The following is a 19,524-nucleotide window of genomic DNA, read 5'->3' on the forward strand; positions in this document are numbered from 1 at the left end:
GCTCCTGTCCCGCCTGCCCGAATCCGACGGCGGCCGCCGTCATGACCCAGTATGCCGAGCACCGCCCTGCCGGTCAGAACGCGACCGGATCGCGGATCAGCGGGCAGGTCATGCAGTGGCCGCCGCCGCGGCCGCGACCCAGCTCGGCGCCGACGACGGTGAGCACCTCGATGCCGGCCTCCTCCAGCGCCGCGTTGGTCTGGGTGTTGCGGTCGTAGGTGAACACGACGCCCGGCTCGACGGCGACGGCGTTGTTGCCGCTGTCCCATTGCTGACGTTCCGACGCGTAGACGTCGCCGCCGGTCTCGACGACGCGCAGCCGGTCCAGGCCGAGCGCCGCGGCGACGACGTCGACCAGCCGGGCGTCGCCCTCGTCGGTGACGTGGACGCCCGGCGGGCGGTCGTCGGGGCGCAGCGTGAACACGTGCACGGAGTCGACGATGCGCGGGAAGACGGTGACGACGTCGCGGTCGGCGAAGGTGAAGACGGTGTCCAGGTGCATCGCGGCGCGCAGTTTCGGCATGCCGGCGACGACGACCCGCTCAGCGGCGCCCTTGGCGAACAGGGCGGCCGCGACCTGGCTGATGGCGTGCCGGGAGGTGCGCTCGCTCATGCCCATGAGGACGGTCCCGTTGCCGATGGGCATGATGTCGCCGCCCTCGAACGTCGCCCGGCCCCAGCTGAGCTCCGGGTCGCCCCACCACACCGTCGAGCCGGCGTAGTCGGGGTGGAACGTGTAGATCGCCTTGTAGAGCAGTGTCTCGTCGTGGCGGGCCGGCCAGTACAGCGGGTTCATGGTCAGCCCGCCGTACAGCCAGCAGGTGGTGTCGCGGGTGTAGATCGTGTTCGGCAGCGGCGGCATCAGGTAGTCGCGGGCGCCGACGGACTCGCGCGCGAGCGCCCCGTACCCGGACGCCTGGCCGTCCGGCAGGTCCCCGGTCGCCAGCCCGCCGATCAGGAACTCCGCCAGCGCCGACGGCTCCAGCGACTCGAGGAAGGCGCGGGTGGGCTCGACGAAACCGAGTCCGACCTGGTCGGGCGTCACCTTGCGGTCCAGCAGCCACATGCGGGCGTCGGCGAGCGCCATCGTCTGCGCCAGCAGCTCGTGCAGCTCGACCACCTCGACGCCGCGGCCGCGCAGCTGGTCGACGAAGTCCTGGTGGTCGCGCTGCGCCGACTCCACCCACATGACGTCGTCGAACAGCAGGTCGTCGGCGTTGGTCGGGGTGAGCCTGCGGTGCGCGAGGCCGGGTCGGCAGACCAGCACCTTGCGCAGCCGTCCCACCTCGGAGTGGACGCCGTGGACTGTGCCGTCGGTCATGTCGGCTCCTTTCGCTTCGCGGACGGGGTCAGAGACTGATCCACCCCTGGACCAGCGCGACGACGCCGACCGCCGCGCCGACGAGCGAGACCACCAGGATCACCAGCTCGCCCGGCGAGAACGGTTTGCGCCCCTGCTCACGGCGGGCCAGCACGAACAGCACGCTGGCGGGGGCGTAGACGATGAACGAGACGAGCAGGTACTTCGGCCCGGCGGCGTACAGCAGGAAGGCCGTGTACAGCGTCGCGATCGCGCCGATGACGAGTTCGCGGGCCGGTCCGCGCGGCCAGGCGGTGTCGCGGCCGGACGCCAGCTTGACGGCGTAGGCGGCGGCGAGCAGGAACGGGATCAGCGTCAGGGCGCTGGTGAGGTTCAGCGCGAAGTTGAACGCGTCCTCGGAGAACGCCGTCACGATCAGCACCACCTGGACCAGCACGGTGGTCATCAGCAGCGCCGGCCCAGGCACGTCGGCGCCGGTCTTGCGGCCCAGGAACCGCGGCATGTCGTCGTCGGCGGCGGCGACGAACAGCACCTCGGCCGCCATCAGCGTCCACGCGAGGTACGCCCCCAGGACGGAGATGATCAGGCCGATGCTGACGAAGACCTCGCCCCAGTCCCCCACCGCCGCCTCGAGCACGCCGGCCATCGACGGCTGGCGCAGCTCGGCCAGCTCGTCGGCGGGCAGGATGCCGTACGACACGATCGTCACCGACGCGAAGATGCTCAGCACCATCGCGAAGCCGAGCAGCGTCGCCCGGCCGATGTCTTCGCGCCGGCGCGCGTGCCGCGAGTAGACGCTGGCCCCCTCGACGCCGAGGAACACGAACACCGTTGCCAGCATCGTCCCCCTGACCTGGTCGAACAGCGAGCCGAGGTCCTGGCCGCCGCTCCAGTTGTCGGCGAACACCTGGGGGTCCAGGTAGAAGACGGCCAGGATGACGAAGACGATGATCGGGATGACCTTCGCCACGGTGACGATGCGGTTGATCGCCGTGGCCTCCTGCACGCCGCGGCGGATCAGCAGGTAGAAGACCCACAGGCCGACGCTGCTGAGGACGATGGCCAGCGCGGTGTCGCCGTCGCCCAGCGCCGGGGCGATGGCCCCGATCGTCGACATGATCAGCACCCAGTACGTCACGTTGCCGACGCACGCGCTGGCCCAGTAGCCGAACGCGGAGAAGAAGCCGAGGTACTCGCCGAAGCCGGCTTTCGCGTACGCGTACACGCCGGCGTCGAGGTCGGGGCGCCGCACGGCCAGCGTCTGGAAGACGAACGCCAGCATGAGCATGCCGCTGCCGGCGATGATCCAGGCGACCAACGCTCCGGCCACCCCGGTCTCGCTGCCGAAGCGCTGTGGCAACGAGAAGACGCCGGCGCCCACCATCGAGCCGACCACCATGGCCGTGAGGGTCGCCAGCGTCACTTTGTGTGCGGTCGTCCGGGCCACCGAGGTGTCGGCCATATCACCCTCCGCGGAAGGTCCCGCTCTAGCGTCCCGCTCACGCTAACGCAAACTGATCATCACCTCAGGTGATCCCCCAAACTGACACCCGGGTGACATCAACGGCGTCACTCGGGTGACATCGCAGGCCGGCGACGCTCGACGTACCGGTCGATGCCGTCGAGGACGAGCTCGAGGCCGAAGGTGAAGTCGTCGCCCAGCCACTCGTCGTCGGGCTCGGCGTAGCCCTCGAACCCGTCCTCGGCGACGATGCGGGCCAGTGTCGGGTGGTCGTCGGCGTTGACGAAGGTCGTCAGCATGCGGCCGTACGCCTGGTCCCAGGCCTCCTGGGGTGTGCCGGTGCGCTGCTCGACGTCGGCCAGGGCGGTGGCCAGCTGGGCGTGCCCGCGGACGTAGCCGCTGAGCACGACCAGGATTCCGAGCATCTCGCCCCCGCTGAGGCCGGTCTCGTCGAGCGCGCTCAGGCCCTGTTCCATGCGCTTGACCTGGTTGGGGCCCATCGGCGGGGTGTTCAGCGGGACGTCCAGGGCCCAGCGCCGGCGCCGGTAGATCTCGGCGGTGTCGTTGGCCCACCAGCGCAGCTTGTCGCGCCACCCGGTCAGCTCCGGCGGCAGGTCCGGCACCTCGGCGGCGTGCTCGACCATGAGGTCGAGCAGGTCGGTCTTGCTGGGCACGTACCGGTACAGCGACATCGTGGTGTACCCGAGCTCGTCGGCCACGCGGCGCATGGAGACCGCCGCCACCCCCTCCGCGTCGGCGATCGCGATGCCGGTGTCGACGACCTGACGCAGCGACAGCGCGGGCTTGGGCCCCCGGGTCGGCGGCGCCTGGACGTCCCAGAGCAGCTCGAGCGTGCGGTTCGGATCGGCCTGACGCTGGTCGGTGCCCATGCTCTCCCTCGATGAAGTCGGTCGCTTGACGCCCATCCTAGAACTGTGTACAACATAAACCAAGCGCTATACGCCATAAACAGTTTTCCAGGAGGGTGGCTGTGACCACGAGCGACGCGGCGATCGCCGCAGAAGGGCTGCGGAAGCGATACGGCCGCAGCCATGCACTGAACGAGCTGGACCTGACGGTCGAGCGCGGGGTCGTCCACGGCCTGCTGGGTCCGAACGGCGCCGGCAAGACCACCGCCGTCCGTGCCCTGGCGACGCTGCTGCGGTTCGACGAGGGAAGCGCGCGGGTCGCGGGGCACGACGTCGTGACCGAGGCCGACGAGGTGCGTCGGCGGATCGGTCTCACCGGGCAGTACGCCGCGGTCGACGAGACGCTGTCCGGCCGGCAGAACCTGGTGATGTTCGGCCGCCTCTACCACCTGAGTCCGCGGCAGGCGAAGCAGCGGGCCGAGGAGCTGCTCGAGCAGTTCGACCTCACCGGCGCCGCCGACCGGTCCGGGCGGACGTACTCCGGCGGCATGCGGCGCCGGCTCGACCTCGCGGCCAGCCTGATCCTGGCGCCCGAGGTGCTGTTCCTCGACGAGCCGACGACCGGCCTGGACCCGCGCAGCCGCAACGACGTGTGGGACGCGGTCCGCGCGCTGGTGGCCGGCGGCACGACGGTGCTGCTCACCACCCAGTACCTGGAGGAGGCCGACCAGTTGGCGGACCGCATCTCCGTCATCGACACCGGCCGCGTCGTCGCCGAGGGCACCGCCGACGAGCTCAAGGCGCGCATCGGCGGCGACCGCATCGAGGTCGTCGTGCGCGACGCCGTCCAGCTGGGCGCCGCTGCCACCGTCGTCGCGCGCATCGGCACCGCGGAACCGGAGCTCGACGCCGACACCCGCCGGGTCAGCGCGCCCGTGGCCGACCGGATGGCGGCGCTCACCGACGTCGTCCGCGAGCTCCAGGCCGCCGGCGTCGTCGCCGAGGACATCGGTCTGCGCCGCCCGACCCTCGACGAAGCCTTCCTGCACCTCACCGGCCACCAGGCCGCCGCGAACGAGGAGACCGCCGCATGAGCGTCACACTGCAGCAGCCGCCGGCCCTGATCGCTCCCCCGCCGGCCCGCACGCCGCTGGCCCGGCTGCGCTGGACGCTCGCCGACGGCTGGGTGATGACGAAGCGCAACATGGCGCACGTCGTCCGGGCGCCCGAAGAGGTCGTCATCTACTTCACCCTGCCGATCATGTTCGTGCTGGTCTTCGGCTATGTGTTCGGCAGCGGCATGGCGCTGCCCGGCGGCGGCAGCTACCGGGAGTTCCTGCTGCCCGGCGTGTTCGCGATGACCATGCTATACGGGCTGGGCGCCACCGCCACGGGCGTCGCGTTCGACGTCGACCGCGGCGTCGTCGACCGCTTCCGGTCCATGCCGATGGCGCGGTCGGCGCTGGTCGTCGGCCGCAGCGGCGCCGACCTCATCCGCGCCGTGCTGGAGATGGCGACCCTGGTGCTCTGCGGACTGCTGGTCGGCTGGCAGTGGCGCAACGGCATCGGCGACGCGCTCGCCGCGGTGGGCCTGATCCTGCTGCTGCGCTTCGCGATGACCTGGATCGGCATCTACCTCGGCCTGGTGGTGCCGAATCCGGACACCGTCGGCGTCATCGTCTTCCCCGCCGCGTTCCCGCTGACGGCGTTGTCGAACGTGTTCGTCGCGCCGGAGCTGATGCCGGACTGGCTGGGCGCGGTGTCGGAGTGGAATCCGCTGTCGTCGACGGTGGCCGCGGCGCGCGAACTGTTCGGCAACCCCGGCTTCGGCGGCCAGTCGTGGGCCGCGGAGCACAGCCTGCTGCTGGCGGTCGGCTGGCCGCTGGTGATCCTGGCGATCTTCGTGCCGCTGTCCATCCGCCGCTACCAGAAGCTCAGCCGCTGACCGGCCGCCCCTCCGCCGTGTTGATCTTGGAGTAACGGCGGGATTCATCGGGCATTTCACCCCGTGATTCCCTGTCTACTCCACGATCGACGCCGGTGGTCCGGGGCGGGTTCGAGGGTCGTGACCACGGGTGTCACGGGCAACGCAACAGGCTCGTCATTACCCGTGTCCCAATACTCCCGGTTAGTCTGCTATCCCCGACTCGCCCGGAGCCGCCTTTCATGCCAGGACGCCACGCCTCGCACCGGCCGGCCGCGCCGTCGCCCTGGCTGCGCCGGCTCGGCCTGTCCGTCATGGCCGTCGCGCTCGTCGGCGCGGCGGGACTGGGTGTCGCGTCCGTCCTGGACCGGGGCGACGGCGAGTGCGACGGTGAGCTGGCGGTCACCGTTGCCGCCGACCCGACCATCGCGCCGGTGCTCACCGACCTCGCCCGGACCTACGCCGACACCGACCCGCGCCAGGGAGACCGGTGTGTCGAGGTCGACGTCGCCGCCAGCGCCGCGGCGGCCGCCGTGCCGTCGTTCGGCGGTGCCGAGGCGCCGGACCTGTGGATTCCCAAGACCCGCGCATTCGGTCCGGCGGTCGACGAGGGCCTCACCGAGCAGCTGGCCAACGTCGCACTGTCGCCGCTGGTCGTGGCGATGCCGCAGGAGGCGGCGGCCGCTGTCGGCGGCGAGAGCGCCGAGACCTCCTGGGCCGCGCTGGTGCAGGGCGAGGGGCCGGCGATCATCGCCGACCCCTCCGCCAACGACGAGGGCATCGCCAGCCTGGTCGCCGTCCGCACGGCGCTGGGCGACCAGGTGGAACGCGACCAGCTGGTCCAGGTCATGACGCGGGTGTCGCAGGCCGCCGTGCCCACCGTCGACGACGCGTTCGCGGCCGCCGCTGAGACGCCGGCCGCGATCACCGCGACCGAGCAGTCCGTCGTGGCGTTCAACCGGGGCACGTCCGGCCCGCGGCTGACCGCGCTCTATCCCGCCGAGGGCACGTTCGGCTTCGACTACCCGGCGTTCGCGGTGTCCGGCGCCGACGAGGACGACGCCGCCCGGTCGGCGGCAACGGCGTTCGTCACCTACCTCGGGTCGGCCGAGGCGCAGGAGACGGTCCGGGAGGCCGGTTTCCGCAGCCCCGACGGCACCGCCGCCGACGGCGCGGGGGTCGTCGACGGCATCCGCCCGGCACTGCCGGAGCTGCTGCCCGCCCCCGACCCGGCTCTGGTCACCGAGCTGTCCCGGCAGTGGGCGGCGCTCGCGCTCGACATGCGCATGCTCGCCGTCATCGACGTGTCCGGTTCGATGAACGAGCAGGTCAACGGTGGCGCCACCCGCATCGAGCTGACCCGCGACGCGGCGCTGGAGGCGCTGCGGCTGTTCCCGCCGGACGCCTCGGTCGGGCTCTGGGCGTTCTCGATCCTGCAGGACCCGCCGAACGACTACGTCCAGTTGGTCGACGTCGGCCCGATGAACGAGGAGCTCGACGACGGCACGACGCGGCAGGAGGCGCTGGTCGCGGCGTCGGAGTCGCTGCCGTCGCGCGCCGAGGGCGGCACCGGCCTCTACGACACCGCGCTGGCCGCGTTCCAGTCGATGCGCGGCAGCTACCAGGCCGGCATGGTCAACTCGGTCGTGCTGCTCACCGACGGACGCAACGAGGACGATCCCGACGGCATCGACCTCGACACCCTGCTCACCCAGCTCACCGCGCAGTTCGACCCCGCCGCGCCGGTGCCGATCATCACCATCGGCATGGGCCCGGAGGCGGACATGGAGGCGCTGCAGCAGATCTCCGCCGCCACCGGCACGACGGCCTACCACGCCGAGGATCCGAGCGACATCCAGAGCGTGTTCATCCAGGCCATGATCGAACGGCAGTGCCGCCCCAACTGCTGACCTCGTGTGGCGCGCCTGTCCGGTTTCCGCCTCGGCGAACTCTATGATCATGGGTCGACGAGCGCCCGAGGGAGGTGGCACCGGTGAACAACCTGTCCTGGCCGGCCACCATCCTCCTCGGCATCTTCCTCGGGCTCATCGCGGTCGCGGCCGAGAACACCGGCGCCGGGCTCGACGAACCGACGGCGAGCCCGTCGGAGTCGTCGTCGGCCTCCCCCGCTCCGGACGACTCCGGTGGTGGGTCCGGTGATGGATCTGGTGGCGGGTCGGCGGGCGGCGGGTCGGGTGGCGGCGCGAACGTCAGCGACGGCGCTGACGGCGAGACGAATCCCGACACCGGCGGCGCCGTCGAGGACAACACCGTCACGCTCACCTTCGACGACGGCCCGCACCCGGTGTACACACCACAGGTGCTGGAGCTGCTCGAGGAGCACGACGCCATCGCCGTCTTCTGCATGGTCGGCCAGCGCGCCCGCGAGCATCCCGAGATCGTCCGCCAGGTCGTCGATTCCGGCCACGCGCTGTGCAACCACACCGACAGCCACGACGAGAAGCTGTCCGAGCGGACCCGCGAGCAGATCGAGCGGCAGATCAGCGAGACCGACGAAGCCCTCGACGACGCCGTCGGCGGCGACACCGAGGTGCGCTGGTTCCGCCAGCCGGGCACGTACGTGCAGCCGCAGGTCGAGGCCGTCCTCGACGGCGACCTCGAGCCACTGGACTGGACGGTCGACCCGCGCGACTGGTCGCGGCCGGGGACGTCGGCGATCGTGCAGGATGTCCTGGGCAAACTGGAGCCCGGATCGGTCATACTGCTGCACGACGGCGGCGGCGACCGGTCGCAGACGGTCGCGGCGCTCGACCAGATCCTGACCGGCCTCGATGCCGCCGGCTACCGCTACGTCCTGCCTGGAGACCCATGACCCGCCCCGTCGCCGTGGTCGACATCGACGGCGTCCTCGCCGACGTCCGGCACCGCCTGCATCACCTGAAGCGGCGGCCGAAGGACTGGGCCGGCTTCTTCGGCGCGATGGCCGACGACACGCCGTACGCGGAGGGCGTCGAGCTGGTGACGCTGCTGTCGAACGAACACGACGTCGTCTACCTCAGCGGCCGGCCCGAGCGCACCCGCGCCGTCACCCGCATCTGGCTGGCCGACCACGGCGCGCCGGCCGGCACCGTCATGCTCCGCCCCGACGACGACCGGCGGCCCGCGCGGCAGTTCAAGGTCGGCGTGCTGCGCCGGCTCTCGGCGCACCGCGAGGTCGCCATGCTCGTCGACGACGACCCCGCCGTCTGCGCCGCCGCCCGGGCGGCCGGGTTCACCGTCTACGAGGCCGAGTGGAGCCGCCCCGACCAGACGCTGTTCAGCGCCCAGGAGTCCGACGGCCGCACCTAGACATCCCAGAGGCGCAACTTGTCGAGCAGCAGCTGGTTGGTCGTGGGTTCGGTGGGCCCAGGCGGTGTGTTCGTCGTAGTGGGTGTGGTGTCGTACGCAGTCGTCAACCGCAACAGGGGTTGAGGTCAAGCCAGCAGCAGCGCCGCCAGCGCACCCACCAGCATCGGCGGCCCGAACGGCAGGCTCGTCCGCCGGCCCGCCCGCCCCACCGCCAGCGCCACGATGCCGATCAGCCCGCCGGCCAGGAAGGCGAGGAAGACCCCCGACGCGACCGTCGCCCAACCGGCCCAGCCGAGCAGCAGTCCCAGCGACGCCGACAGCTTCACGTCGCCGAGCCCGAGGTCGGCCGGCCGGAGCAGGGCCAGCAGCAGGTAGAACGCCAGGCAGGCGCCGGCTGCCGCCCAGGCTCGTCCGTAGGCGCTCCAGTCGCCGGTCAGCGCGGACGCGACCGTGAGCAGCGCGCCGGCGGCGCCGAGCGCCGTGAGCGTCAGCCAGTCGGGCAGCAGCTGGGTGCGCAGGTCGACGTAGGCGAGCGCGACGCCGAGCGCGCCGACCACGAGGTATGCCGGAAGATCCTCCGGCGCGTTGGCCGCGCCGTCGCGGGCGATCGTCAGCAGCGCCCAGACGGCCGATGTGGCGACCGCCAGCCAGGCCGCCAGCCGGGGCGCCGCCGCCAGCTCGCGGTACGGGATCGGCGTCGGCGGCCGGCCGCCCTCGACCAGCTCCGGCGAGACCGGCTCCGGTGCCGGGTCGCCGGACGGCTCCGCCGCGACGGTGGCCGGCAGGCGGTCCGGGATGCGGGCGACCAGCAACGGCAGCAATGCGCCGGCGAGCAGGCCGGCCGCGGCCAGCACGAGCAGCAGGGTCACGCGCGGGCGCCGATCGCCGCGATCGCCGCCGAGCGCAGCAGGTCGGCCGGCAGGTCGGCTCCGGTCATCAACCGCAGCTGGCCGACCGCCTGATGGGCGAGCAGGTCCAGGCCGCTGGCGACCACGCCGCCGGCCGCCTGCCACCCGGCGGCGACCGGGGTCGGCCACGGGTCGTAGACGACGTCGAACAGCACGCGGCCCGCGGTCTTCTCACCGGCGGCCGAGACGACGGCGGGCGCCAGCTCGTCCAGGGCGCCGGACGGCGCCGTCGACACCGTCACACCGGCGTCGGCGCACGCGGGCAGGACCGCCCAGGGAGCGGGCTCCGCCGGGTGCCCCAGCGCGGCCGCCACGGCCAGCGCCGACTCCGCCCGTGCCGCGGACCGGACGTGGACGTGCACGGGCCCGGTCTCGAGGAAGGCCAACGCCGCCAGCACACTCGCCGCCGTGGCGCCGCCGCCCCACAGACACACCGGCGGCGCACCGGCATCGACGCCGGCACCGACGCCGGCCTCGCGCAGCGTCGCCACGACGCCCGGGACGTCGGTGTTGTCGGCCTCCCAGCCGCCGTCATCGCGGCGGACGAGCGTGTTCGCCGCCCCGACGGTCGCCGCGACGTCGGACGCGCTCGCCGCGACCTCCAGCGCCACCCGCTTCAGCGGCATCGTGAGCGAGAGCCCGCGCCACTCCGGCCCGAGTCCGGCGACGAACCCGGCGAGGTCCGCCTCGCCGACCTCGTGCGCGGTGTACTCCCAGTCCAGGCCCAGGTGCCGGTACGCGGCGCGGTGGATCACCGGCGACAGCGAGTGCGCGATCGGCGATCCGAGCACCGCGCAGCGAGTCAGCACAGGTCGCTCTCCCGGCAGTACTCGTCCAGGCGCGCGCGGTTGGCGTTGTGGTCCTCCGCGGTGACGGCGAACGCGGTCTCGCCGGTCTCGAGGTTCACCGCGACGAAGTAGCAGCTGCCCTCGCTGGTCGGGTTGAGCGCCGCCGCGAGCGCGGCGTCACCCGGTGACGCGATGGGGCCGGGCGGCAGGCCGGACACCAGGTACGTGTTGTACGGCGACTCGGTCTCCCGCTGCTCCCGCGACGTGTAGACGGTGGAGTAGTCGTCGAACGCGTAGTGCACCGTGGAGTCCATCTGCAGCCGCTCCTGCACCACGCCGTTGGCTGCGCAAGCGCCCGTGAGCCGGTTGTAGATGACCTCGGCGACCCGGGGCATGTCCTCCTCGCGGCTCACCTCGCGCTGCACGATGCTGGCGACGGTGACGATCTCGCGCGGCGTGTAGCCGAGCGCGTCGGCGCGGCTGACGAGGTCGGCGGAGGTCGCGGACTGCTCGAACCGCGCCACCATGGCGGCCACCAGCGTCTCCGGCGTCACCTCGCCGCCGAGGTCGTACGAGGCCGGGTAGAGGAAGCCCTCGGCGTCGCCCTCGGCGTACTCGGGCAGTGTCGCCGCGTCGACGGCGGCCTGCAGCTCCTCGGTGGAGAAGCCCGACGCCTCGGCCAGCCGGTCGACGGTCTGCCGGATCCGCAGGCCCTCGGGCAGCGAGACCCGGGAGCCGCCCTGGCCCTCGACGAGCGCGGCGACGGCGTCGGCGGCGGTCATCTCGCTGCGCAGCGTGTAGTTGCCCGGCTGGATCCCGCGCGCTTCGGGGTTCTGGTCGGCGGCCGCGATGAACGCGTCCTGGCTGGCGACGACGCCGGCCTCGACCAGGGTGGCGCCCATGGCGCGCAGCGTGGCGCCGTCCGGGATGGTGACCGGTACCTCGCCGGTGCCCGGCCCGGGGAAGTCCTCGGGCTCGCCGAAGAGGCCGTCGGCGCTGTTCAGCACCGCGTTGCCGCCGTAGTAGATGCCGCCCAGGACGGCACCGATGACAGCGAGCGAGGCCAGCACCGCCATGAACGAGCCGAAGCGGCTGCGCTTGCGCCGGCGGCGCCGCTGACGCCGGGGGCGGACGATCTCCTCCTCCGACGTGTACAGGTCACTCATCCGTTACCGTCAGCACCTCTCCAGGCGGCTCGCCGGTCGTTCGCTCGGCGTCCAGCGCATCTTGCAGGATCACCATCGCCGCGGCCTGGTCGATCGCCGGACGTCCCGCGCGCGACGAGACACCGCTGGCTCGCATGCCGCGCGCGGCGACGGTCGTGCTCAGTCGTTCGTCGACCAGACGCACCGGGCATGGTGCCACATATCGGGCTAAATCCGCACCAAAGGCCCGGGCGTGCGCGGCCGCCGCGTGCTCCTTCCCATCGAGACTACGCGGTAATCCGAGCACGACCTCGATCGCGTCGTACTCAAGTGCCAGGTCACGGATCCGCCGCAGGTCACCCTTCCCGCGGCGGACCGTCTCGACCGGCGTGGCGATCAGCCCGTCGCGATCGCACGACGCGACCCCGATCCGGACCGTCCCGACATCGACCCCCAGTCTGACGCCGCGCCGCACTAGTCCGTCACGGTCTGGCCGATGGCATGCTCGACCTGCGTCAACGCGTCGCCGATCTTGCTCGCATCGGTGCCGCCGCCCTGTGCGACGTCGTCCTTGCCGCCACCGCCGCCACCGAGGGTCTGCGCGGCCACCCGGACCAGCGCGCCGGCCTTGACGCCCCACTCGCGCCCCGGCTCGTTGACGGCGACGACGACGCTGGGCCGCCCACTGTCGCCGGCGCCGGCCACGGCGACCACCGCGGGCCGCTCGGCGCCGAGGCGGCCGCGGACGTCCAGCGCCAGCGAGCGCAGTTCGTCGGCGGCCGTGCCGTCGGGCGCGGTGTGGGCGACGAACGACACGCCGTACACGTCGCGGGCGGACGCCGCCAGCTCGGCCGCGCGGGCGCCGAGCTGCGACGAGCGGGCCTTCGCCAGCTCCTTCTCGGCGTCGCGGACCTGCGTGACGAGTCGCTCGACCCGCTCGGGAAGCTGGTCGGGCTGCACCTTGAGGAGGTCGGCCAGCTGGCTGACCAGCGTGCGCTCCTTCGCCAGGTAGCGGAAGCCCTCGATGCCGACGAACGCCTCGACCCGGCGCGACCCCGCGCCGACGGAGCTCTCGCCCGTCAGCGTGATCAGGCCGACCTGGGAGGAGTGCTGGACATGCGTGCCGCCGCAGAGCTCGCGCGACCACGCGCCGCCCATCTCGACGACCCGCACCTCTTCGTCGTACGTCTCACCGAACAGCGCCAGCGCGCCGAGCTCGCGGGCCCGCTCCAGCGGCATGTACCTGGCCGAGACCGAGTGATCGCGGCGGACGGCGAGGTTGGCGACCTCCTCGACCTCGCTGCGGGTCTGCGCGCCCAGCGCCTGACCCCAGGCGAAGTCGAGCCTCAGGTAGCCGGGCTTGTTGTACGACCCGCTCTGCAGCGCCTGCGGGCCGAGCACCTGGCGCAGCGCGGCGTGCACGATGTGCGTGCCGGAGTGCGCCTGGCAGGCGCCGACCCGCCACTGCTGGTCGACCTTGGCGTGGACGTCCTGGCCGCTGATGACCTCGCCCTTGAGCACCTTCACCCGGTGCACGATGAGGCCCTTGACCGGGCGCTGGACGTCGAGCACCTCCAGCTCGAAGCCGTCGCCGGTGATGACGCCGGCGTCGCTGTCCTGGCCGCCGGACTCGGCGTAGAACGGGGTCTGCTCGAGCACGACCTCGATCGTCTCGCCCTCGCTCGCGCCCGGCACCGCGACGCCGTCGAGGAGCAGGCCGCGGACCTTGCTGTCGGTCTCGAGCTCCTGGTAGCCGGTGAACGGGGTCGGGCCGGCGTCGCGCAACTGGCGGTACGCGCTGGTGCCTGGAGACATGGAGCCGCCGCCCTTTTTACCCTTGGCGTCGGCCCGGGCCCGCTCGCGCTGCTCGGTCATCAGCCGGCGGAAGTGGCCCTCGTCGACCTTCAGGCCCTGTTCCGACGCCATCTCGAGGGTGAGGTCGATCGGGAAGCCGTAGGTGTCGTGCAGCTTGAACGCGGTGTCGCCGGGCAGCGCGAACTCGCCCGCCCGCTTCGCTTCGTCGGCGGCGAGGTCGAAGATCTGCGTGCCGGTCTGCAGCGTGCGCCGGAACGCCTCCTCCTCCGCGTACGCGACGGAGGAGATGCGGGCGAAGTCGGACTCCAGCTCCGGGTACGCCGCCTTCATGCAGTCCTTCGCGACCGGCAGCAGCTCGGGGATGCTGGTGCCGTCGACGCCGAGCAGCCGCATGGCGCGCACCGAGCGGCGCAGCAGCCGCCGCAGCACGTAGCCGCGGCCCTCGTTGGACGGCGTGACGCCGTCGCCGATCAGCATCAGCGAGCTGCGGACGTGGTCGGCGACCACGCGCATGCGGACGTCGTCGCCGTGGTCGGCGCCGTAGCGCTTGCCGGAGAGGTCGGCGGCGCGCTGCAGGGTCGGGCGGACCTGGTCGATCTCGTACATGTTGTCGACGCCCTGCAGCAGGTACGCGACGCGCTCGAGGCCCATGCCGGTGTCGATGTTCTTCGACGGGAGGTCGCCGACGACGGTGAAGTCGTCCTTCGCCTTCACGTCGGTGATCTGCTCCTGCATGAAGACCAGGTTCCAGATCTCCAGGAAGCGGTCCTCGTCGACGACCGGGCCGCCGTCGGGGCCGTGCTCCGGCCCACGGTCGACGTAGATCTCGCTGCACGGGCCGCCCGGGCCCGGCTGGCCGGTGTGCCAGTAGTTGTCGAGCAGGCCGCGGCGCTGGATGCGCTCGTCGGGCAGCCCGGCGACCTTCTTCCACAACTCGGCCGCTTCGTCGTCGTCGTGGAAGACGGTGACCCAGATGCGGTCCTCGGCGAAGCCGTAGCCGCCGTCGTCCCGGGACTTCGTGATGAGGTCCCAGGCATAGCCGATGGCGCCTTCCTTGAAGTAGTCGCCGAAGGAGAAGTTGCCGTTCATCTGGAAGAACGTGCCGTGCCGGGTGGTCTTGCCGACCTCGTCGATGTCGCCGGTGCGGATGCACTTCTGCACGCTGGTGGCGCGCTGCCACGGCGGCGTCTGCTGACCGGTGAGGTACGGGATGAACGGCACCATGCCCGCCACCGTGAACAGCAGCGACGGGTCGGGCGAGATCAGCGAGGCGCTGGGGACGACGGCGTGCCCGTTCCGCTCGAAGTGGTCGAGGAACCGGCGCCGGATCTCGGCGGTCTCCATGGTCAGAACGTGCCTCTCGGGTGCGTGTGGAACAGGTCGTCGACGGCGTCGGGGTCGGCGACGCCGGGCTTGCCGGTGCCGTCGGGGGCGATGCCCAGCGCGTAGCGCAGCTCGGCGTCGCGCTCGGCCATGCCGGCGCGGACCTCGTCGGTGAACTCGCGGACGGCGTCGCCGAGGGTGCGCAGCCCGCCGGCGACGCGGTCGGCTGCTCCCTCGGGCGTCAGGCTCTCGGCCGCCTTGGTGAGCCGGCGGACGACGAGGACGCCGGCGGTGGCGCCGAGCGCGATCCAGAACAGCTTGCTCATCACCGGCTCCCGAACCGGCGCCGGCCGCCACCGGACGCGCCGTCGCGGCGGGCGGCGATGGCCCGGCGGACGCCGTAGGTGAACGCGGCCGTGCGCACCAGCGGGCCGCCCAGCGTGGCCGCGAACAGCGACGACATGGCGGCGACGTTGGTGGTGACGGTCTGCGCGTTCGACGTGATGGCGTCGATGCGCTGCAACTGCGCGTTCGTGGAGGCGAGCAGTTCGTTGGTCTCGTCGACCGTGGTGGCCGTCTTCGCGACGTGCTCCTGGCGCAGGTCGCGGACGACGAGGGTGAACTCGTCGACCGTGCGGCCCAGCTTGAGTATCGGAACGGCGAGGAAGCCGACCAGTGCCACCAGGGCGGCGGCGGCCAGCAACCCGGCGATCTCGCCTACGGACATGGGTGGAGCTGCCTCTCTTCGGATGGTCGTCTCAAGCGTCTGACCCTACCGCGCCGGACCACCCCGCGCGGTCACGACCGGGAGACGGCTGCGGGGCGTCCTGCGGCTGCTCGCCGGTGGATCGACACCATGTCCATACCCATCAGGGTAGGCGCCCTCCCGGCAGCCCGGCCAACGCCTTTTCCAGCGCCTTCGCCCGTGCGGCCGGCGTGCGCGCCTTCATCAGCGCGAGCAGGATCGCGTACCGGGCGGTCCTGGTCAGTGCCTCGAAGGCGGCGCGGCGGGCCGGGTCGGCGTCGAGGGCCGCGGCGAGGTCCGGCGGGACGGTGGCCGTCGCCTGCGAGGCGTACGCGGCGTCCCACCGGCCGTCCGCCTTCGCCTCCGCGACCTGGGCCAGTCCGCCGGGGCGCATCCGCCCGGCCGCCGCCAGGTCCTCGACCAGCGCGACGTTCACCGCGGACCACGGGCTCGCCTTGCGCCGCGGCGAGTAGCGCTGCAGGAAGTGGTGGTCGTCGCCGCTCCGCCGGACGCTGTCGATCCAGCCGTGGCACAGCGCCACCTCGAGCGCCTCGCGGATGGTGATCCCGGGCGCGCCCTTCCGTGCGATCCGCAGGACGACGCCGTCGCTGCTGTCGTGGTGCGCGGCCAGCCACGCGTCCCAGCCGGCCGCGTCGTCGAAGACGAGCACGTCGCTCATGCGTCCGCCAGCGCCTTCCAGTGCGGGTTGTACATGAGGCCGAGGAGGTTGCCGAACGGGTCGACGACGGAGGCGTTGGCGAAGCCATGGGTGCGGTCGACCCGCGGCTGGTGGACGGTGGCGCCGAGCTCGACGAGCCTGGCCAACGTGTCGTCGAGGTCGTCGACGTGCCAGTTCATGATCGCGCCGCCGGGGGCCTCGAGGGTGGTCGGGTCGGCCGGCGACCGCCACGCGCGGTTGATGACCCCGAACTCGTCCTGGTGGTCGCCGATGCGCCACTCGTAGTAGCCGACCATGCCGGACGCCGGGTCGGTGGCCTCGAAGTACGGCTCGGCGCCGAGCACCTCGGTGTACCAGGCGCGGGCGGCGGCCATGTCGTCGGCGTAGAAGTTCAGGGTGCAGAAGCCGCGCAGTTCGATGCTCATCGATCTCTCCTTCGTCTTCGTGCTGGTGAGAACGACGGTATCGGCGGTTGTGGAACCTGCGGTTCCGCAATCGGTGACAGACTTCGGACATGTTGGAGACGTCGGTGCGGCTGCTGCGGCTGTTGTCGCTGCTGCAGGTCAGGCGCGAGTGGTCGGGTGCGGAGCTGGCGTCGCGGCTGGAGGTGACCACGCGGACGGTCCGCAACGACATCGAGCGGCTGCGGATCATGGGCTACGAGGTCGAGTCGACGACCGGTCCGGCCGGCGGCTACCGGCTCGGCGCCGGGTCGTCGCTGCCTCCGCTGGTACTCGACGACGACGAGGCGGTCGCGGTGGCGCTGGGGCTGCGCGCGGCCGCCGCCGGCTCCGTCACCGGCATCGAGGAGACGTCGCTGCGGGCGCTGTCCAAGCTGGAGCGGACGCTGCCGTCGCGGGTGCGGCACCGCATCGACGCGCTGCGATCGGCCACGGCGTCCGCGGCCGGCGTGGGCACGCGGGTCGACGCGGAGGTCCTGACGGCCGTCGCGGCGGCCGTGCACGGACGCGAGCAGCTGCGCTTCGACTACGCCGGCCACGACGGCGCCGCGACCGTGCGGCGGGTCGAGCCGCACCGGCTGGTCTACACCGGACGGCGCTGGTACCTGCTGGCCTGGGACCTCGACCGCGACGACTGGCGCACGTTCCGCGCGGACCGGATCCGGCCGCGGGTCCCGACCGGGCCGCGGTTCGCGCCGCGCGAGCCGCCCGGTGGCGACGCCGTCGCGCATGTGCTGCGTGGTGTCGGGTCACAGGCGTATCGCGAGCAGGCGCGGGTCCGGCTGGACGCGCCGATCGAGGTGGTCCGCGACAAGATCACCGCGATGGGCGGCCTGGTCACCGAGCTGGAGGACGGCAGCTGCCTGCTGCAGACCGGCGGCGACTCCTGGCACGACCTCGCCGGCTATCTCGGCAGCCTGGGCGTCGCGTTCGAGGTGCTCGACCCGCCTGAGCTGCGCGACCACCTGCGCTCGCTGGCGCGGCGCTACCTCGCCGCCGCCTCCCCTCCCCCGGCGCGACCCCGCCCCGACGCACGTTGATCTTGGAGTTGTTCGCGATTCCGGTCCGAAATGCCCGATTGATGGACGAACAACTCCAAGATCAACTTCGGTGGGGGCGCGCGACCGGGGCGGCGCGTCCCTTGGGCGGGGGCTCAGCAGCGCAGGGTGAGGGTGGCGACGCAGCCGTCACCGGCCGGGCCGGGCGAGGTGAGCGTGACGTCGCCGCCGTGGGCGAGCGCGATCTGCCGGGCGATCGGCAGGCCGAGCCCGGTGCCGTGCGCGTCGCGGCTGCCGTGCCAGAACGGTTCGAAGGCGTGGGCCAGCTCGGCCGCTGCGATGCCGGGCCCGTGGTCGGTGACGACGACGGCCAACTCGGCGCCGCGCCGCTCCAGCACGACGTCCACCGCCGAGCCCCGCGGCGCGTGGCGTACGGCGTTGTCGACCAGGTTGGCGACGGCGCGGCGCACGGTGGCCTCGTCGACCGCGCCGACGACCCGCGACGGCGCCGTCACCGTGACCGTGACGCCGCGCCGGGACGCGAGCACCCGGGCGTCGTCGGTGACGGCGCGGACCAGGGCGGCCACGTCGGCCGGCTGCCGGTCGACGGTGCGGGCCCGGCCGCGGGCGTCGACGAGCAGCTCGTCGATGACCGCCCGCAGCCGCGTGGCGGCCCGGCCGGATCGCTCCACCCCTTCGCGATAGACCTCGAGCGTCGGCGCCGGGTGCGCGAGCAGCACCTCGGCGTTCGTCGCCAGCACCGCGAGCGGGATGCGCAGCTCGTGGCTGGTCTCCTCGATCAGCCGTCGCTGGGCGTCGGCCGCGTGCTGGAGCCGGTCGTACATCGTCTCGTACCGCCGCACCGCCCGCCCGGCCCACCACCACGCCAGTCCCCCGGCCGCCGGCGCGAGCGCGAGGACGGTCCCCGTCACCCACGGCGACCGCGCCGGCGACGAGTCGCTGGTGACCTCGACGCCGTCGACCACCTCGGTCGTCGTGTCGTACTCGGTGGCGACGGTGACGCCGAACAGCAACAGCACGGGCAGGTAGCTGGCGAGGAACCCGAGGACGGCCAGCCGCACCCGCAGCGACCGCCAGGCCCGGCTCACGGTCGTGCCCGCAGCCGGTAGCCGACGCCGGTGACGGTGTCGATCAACGGGGGGTCGCCGAGCTTGCGGCGCAGCCGGCTGAGGATCACCCGCACCGACGTCGTGAACGGGTCGGCGTTGACGTCCCAGACGTGTTCGAGCAGTTCCTCGGCGGGCAGCACCTCGCCGGGGTGGTGCATGAAGTAGCGCAGCAGCGAGAACTCGCGGGCGGTGAGCCGCAGGTCGGCCTCGCCGCGCCAGGCCCGATGGCGGGCGAGGTCCAGGCCGAGGTCGCCGACCCGCAGCGTCGCGCCGGTCTCGCCGGCCCGCCGGCCCAGGGCCCGGATCCGGGCCACCAGCTCGGCGAAGTGGAACGGCTTCACGAGGTAGTCGTCGGCGCCGGCGTCGAGCCCGGCGACGCGGTCGGTGACGGCGTCGCGGGCGGTCAGCACCAGCGTGCGCCGCGGCCGGCGCAGCACGGGGTCGGCGCCGAACCGTCGCAGCAGCTCCAGCCCGTCGCCGTCGGGCAGCCCGAGATCGAGGCAGGCGACGTCGTAGTCGGTGGTGACCAGCAGCTCCTCGGCCTCGGCGCGGGTGCCGGCGCGGTCGACCGCGTAGGACTCGTTGCGCAGCCCCAGCGCGACGACCTCGGCGAGGTCGTCGTCGTCCTCGAGCAGCAGGATGCGCAT

At 72.6% G+C, this 19,524-nt stretch carries 20 protein-coding genes; 6 read left to right on the forward strand and 14 right to left on the reverse strand.

Annotated features, from left to right (window positions below):
• Window positions 1–73 precede the first annotated feature (73 nt).
• From DZA62_RS10260 to DZA62_RS10270, 3 genes are all read right to left on the reverse strand, one after another.
• Window positions 74–1,321, reverse strand: a complete 1,248-nt coding sequence (locus DZA62_RS10260; RefSeq protein ID WP_116948785.1) for an arginine deiminase — start codon at window positions 1,319–1,321, stop codon at window positions 74–76.
• Between the two features lie 28 nt (window positions 1,322–1,349).
• Window positions 1,350–2,783 carry a basic amino acid/polyamine antiporter gene (locus DZA62_RS10265; protein ID WP_116948786.1) on the reverse strand — a complete coding sequence of 478 codons (1,434 nt, stop codon included), beginning with the start codon at window positions 2,781–2,783 and terminating at the stop codon, window positions 1,350–1,352.
• A gap of 107 nt (window positions 2,784–2,890) precedes the next feature.
• Window positions 2,891–3,673 carry a TetR/AcrR family transcriptional regulator gene (locus tag DZA62_RS10270; RefSeq protein ID WP_198663614.1) on the reverse strand — a complete coding sequence of 261 codons (783 nt, stop codon included), beginning with the start codon at window positions 3,671–3,673 and terminating at the stop codon, window positions 2,891–2,893.
• Window positions 3,674–3,774: 101 nt separating this feature from the next.
• Here DZA62_RS10270 and DZA62_RS10275 point away from each other — a divergent pair, with 101 nt between their 5' ends.
• The 5 genes from DZA62_RS10275 (at window position 3,775) to DZA62_RS10295 (ending at window position 8,885) form a co-directional block, all read left to right on the forward strand.
• Window positions 3,775–4,746, forward strand: coding sequence for an ATP-binding cassette domain-containing protein (locus DZA62_RS10275; protein ID WP_116948788.1), 972 nt, complete (start codon window positions 3,775–3,777; stop codon window positions 4,744–4,746).
• Window positions 4,743–5,597, forward strand: coding sequence for an ABC transporter permease (locus tag DZA62_RS10280; RefSeq protein WP_198663615.1), 855 nt, complete (start codon window positions 4,743–4,745; stop codon window positions 5,595–5,597). The genes DZA62_RS10275 and DZA62_RS10280 overlap by 4 nt, the downstream gene beginning before the upstream one ends.
• A gap of 221 nt (window positions 5,598–5,818) precedes the next feature.
• Complete coding sequence (locus DZA62_RS10285) at window positions 5,819–7,486, forward strand: substrate-binding domain-containing protein (RefSeq protein WP_116948789.1); 1,668 nt, start codon at window positions 5,819–5,821, stop codon at window positions 7,484–7,486.
• An 83-nt stretch (window positions 7,487–7,569) separates the two neighbouring features.
• The gene (locus DZA62_RS10290; RefSeq protein ID WP_157987590.1) at window positions 7,570–8,409 is read left to right on the forward strand and encodes a polysaccharide deacetylase family protein; all 840 of its coding nucleotides are present in this window, start codon (window positions 7,570–7,572) and stop codon (window positions 8,407–8,409) included.
• Entirely contained in the window at window positions 8,406–8,885 is a 480-nt protein-coding gene (locus DZA62_RS10295; RefSeq protein WP_116948791.1) for a phosphatase domain-containing protein, read from the forward strand. The genes DZA62_RS10290 and DZA62_RS10295 overlap by 4 nt, the downstream gene beginning before the upstream one ends.
• Before the next feature lie 125 nt (window positions 8,886–9,010).
• On the opposite strand, the gene DZA62_RS10300 is transcribed toward DZA62_RS10295, so the two are convergent.
• The 9 genes from DZA62_RS10300 to DZA62_RS10340 form a co-directional block, all read right to left on the reverse strand.
• Window positions 9,011–9,754 carry a prepilin peptidase gene (locus tag DZA62_RS10300; protein WP_116948792.1) on the reverse strand — a complete coding sequence of 248 codons (744 nt, stop codon included), beginning with the start codon at window positions 9,752–9,754 and terminating at the stop codon, window positions 9,011–9,013.
• Window positions 9,751–10,602 (reverse strand): shikimate dehydrogenase, encoded by an 852-nt coding sequence (locus DZA62_RS10305; RefSeq protein WP_116948793.1) that lies wholly within the window; start codon window positions 10,600–10,602, stop codon window positions 9,751–9,753. The genes DZA62_RS10300 and DZA62_RS10305 overlap by 4 nt, the downstream gene beginning before the upstream one ends.
• On the reverse strand, window positions 10,596–11,747 hold the full coding sequence (gene mltG, locus DZA62_RS10310; RefSeq protein WP_116948794.1) for an endolytic transglycosylase MltG: 1,152 nt from the start codon (window positions 11,745–11,747) through the stop codon (window positions 10,596–10,598). The genes DZA62_RS10305 and mltG overlap by 7 nt, the downstream gene beginning before the upstream one ends.
• A complete protein-coding gene (gene ruvX / locus DZA62_RS10315) occupies window positions 11,740–12,201 on the reverse strand; it encodes a Holliday junction resolvase RuvX (protein WP_116948795.1) in 462 nt (153 codons plus the stop codon). The genes mltG and ruvX overlap by 8 nt, the downstream gene beginning before the upstream one ends.
• The gene (gene alaS / locus DZA62_RS10320; RefSeq protein ID WP_116948796.1) at window positions 12,201–14,885 is read right to left on the reverse strand and encodes an alanine--tRNA ligase; all 2,685 of its coding nucleotides are present in this window, start codon (window positions 14,883–14,885) and stop codon (window positions 12,201–12,203) included. Before alaS ends, ruvX begins: the two co-directional genes overlap by 1 nt.
• Window positions 14,886–14,887: 2 nt before the next feature.
• Window positions 14,888–15,190 carry a DUF6167 family protein gene (locus tag DZA62_RS10325; RefSeq protein WP_198663616.1) on the reverse strand — a complete coding sequence of 101 codons (303 nt, stop codon included), beginning with the start codon at window positions 15,188–15,190 and terminating at the stop codon, window positions 14,888–14,890.
• Complete coding sequence (locus DZA62_RS10330; protein ID WP_116948797.1) at window positions 15,190–15,591, reverse strand: DUF948 domain-containing protein; 402 nt, start codon at window positions 15,589–15,591, stop codon at window positions 15,190–15,192. Before DZA62_RS10330 ends, DZA62_RS10325 begins: the two co-directional genes overlap by 1 nt.
• Window positions 15,592–15,733: 142 nt before the next feature.
• Window positions 15,734–16,288, reverse strand: coding sequence for a YdeI/OmpD-associated family protein (locus DZA62_RS10335; RefSeq protein WP_116948798.1), 555 nt, complete (start codon window positions 16,286–16,288; stop codon window positions 15,734–15,736).
• Window positions 16,285–16,713 carry a VOC family protein gene (locus DZA62_RS10340; RefSeq protein ID WP_116948799.1) on the reverse strand — a complete coding sequence of 143 codons (429 nt, stop codon included), beginning with the start codon at window positions 16,711–16,713 and terminating at the stop codon, window positions 16,285–16,287. The genes DZA62_RS10335 and DZA62_RS10340 overlap by 4 nt, the downstream gene beginning before the upstream one ends.
• Before the next feature lie 89 nt (window positions 16,714–16,802).
• On the opposite strand from DZA62_RS10340, the gene DZA62_RS10345 reads away from it, so the two are divergent.
• Window positions 16,803–17,789: a helix-turn-helix transcriptional regulator gene (locus tag DZA62_RS10345; RefSeq protein ID WP_116948800.1), complete on the forward strand. Its 987-nt coding sequence runs from the start codon at window positions 16,803–16,805 to the stop codon at window positions 17,787–17,789.
• Between the two features lie 113 nt (window positions 17,790–17,902).
• Here the strand turns inward: DZA62_RS10345 and DZA62_RS10350 are convergent, their stop codons facing one another.
• The gene (locus DZA62_RS10350; RefSeq protein WP_116948801.1) at window positions 17,903–18,856 is read right to left on the reverse strand and encodes a sensor histidine kinase; all 954 of its coding nucleotides are present in this window, start codon (window positions 18,854–18,856) and stop codon (window positions 17,903–17,905) included.
• Window positions 18,853–19,524: a winged helix-turn-helix domain-containing protein gene (locus DZA62_RS10355; protein ID WP_116948802.1), complete on the reverse strand. Its 672-nt coding sequence runs from the start codon at window positions 19,522–19,524 to the stop codon at window positions 18,853–18,855. Before DZA62_RS10355 ends, DZA62_RS10350 begins: the two co-directional genes overlap by 4 nt.

The sequence above is a fragment of the Jiangella endophytica genome, from assembly GCF_003427025.1.
GTDB classification, from domain to species: Bacteria; Actinomycetota; Actinomycetes; order Jiangellales; family Jiangellaceae; genus Jiangella; species Jiangella endophytica.

Coding starts and splice junctions, on each gene's coding strand:
- DZA62_RS10260 (WP_116948785.1), bottom strand. CDS start 1,321: ATGACCGACGGCACAGTCCACGGCGTCCACTCCGAGGTGGGACGGCTG.
- DZA62_RS10265 (WP_116948786.1), bottom strand. CDS start 2,783: ATGGCCGACACCTCGGTGGCCCGGACGACCGCACACAAAGTGACGCTG.
- DZA62_RS10270 (WP_198663614.1), bottom strand. CDS start 3,673: ATGGGCACCGACCAGCGTCAGGCCGATCCGAACCGCACGCTCGAGCTG.
- DZA62_RS10280 (WP_198663615.1), top strand. CDS start 4,743: ATGAGCGTCACACTGCAGCAGCCGCCGGCCCTGATCGCTCCCCCGCCG.
- DZA62_RS10285 (WP_116948789.1), top strand. CDS start 5,819: ATGCCAGGACGCCACGCCTCGCACCGGCCGGCCGCGCCGTCGCCCTGG.
- DZA62_RS10295 (WP_116948791.1), top strand. CDS start 8,406: ATGACCCGCCCCGTCGCCGTGGTCGACATCGACGGCGTCCTCGCCGAC.
- mltG (WP_116948794.1), bottom strand. CDS start 11,747: ATGAGTGACCTGTACACGTCGGAGGAGGAGATCGTCCGCCCCCGGCGT.
- alaS (WP_116948796.1), bottom strand. CDS start 14,885: ATGGAGACCGCCGAGATCCGGCGCCGGTTCCTCGACCACTTCGAGCGG.
- DZA62_RS10325 (WP_198663616.1), bottom strand. CDS start 15,190: ATGAGCAAGCTGTTCTGGATCGCGCTCGGCGCCACCGCCGGCGTCCTC.
- DZA62_RS10330 (WP_116948797.1), bottom strand. CDS start 15,591: ATGTCCGTAGGCGAGATCGCCGGGTTGCTGGCCGCCGCCGCCCTGGTG.
- DZA62_RS10335 (WP_116948798.1), bottom strand. CDS start 16,288: ATGAGCGACGTGCTCGTCTTCGACGACGCGGCCGGCTGGGACGCGTGG.
- DZA62_RS10340 (WP_116948799.1), bottom strand. CDS start 16,713: ATGAGCATCGAACTGCGCGGCTTCTGCACCCTGAACTTCTACGCCGAC.
- DZA62_RS10345 (WP_116948800.1), top strand. CDS start 16,803: ATGTTGGAGACGTCGGTGCGGCTGCTGCGGCTGTTGTCGCTGCTGCAG.
- DZA62_RS10355 (WP_116948802.1), bottom strand. CDS start 19,524: ATGCGCATCCTGCTGCTCGAGGACGACGACGACCTCGCCGAGGTCGTC.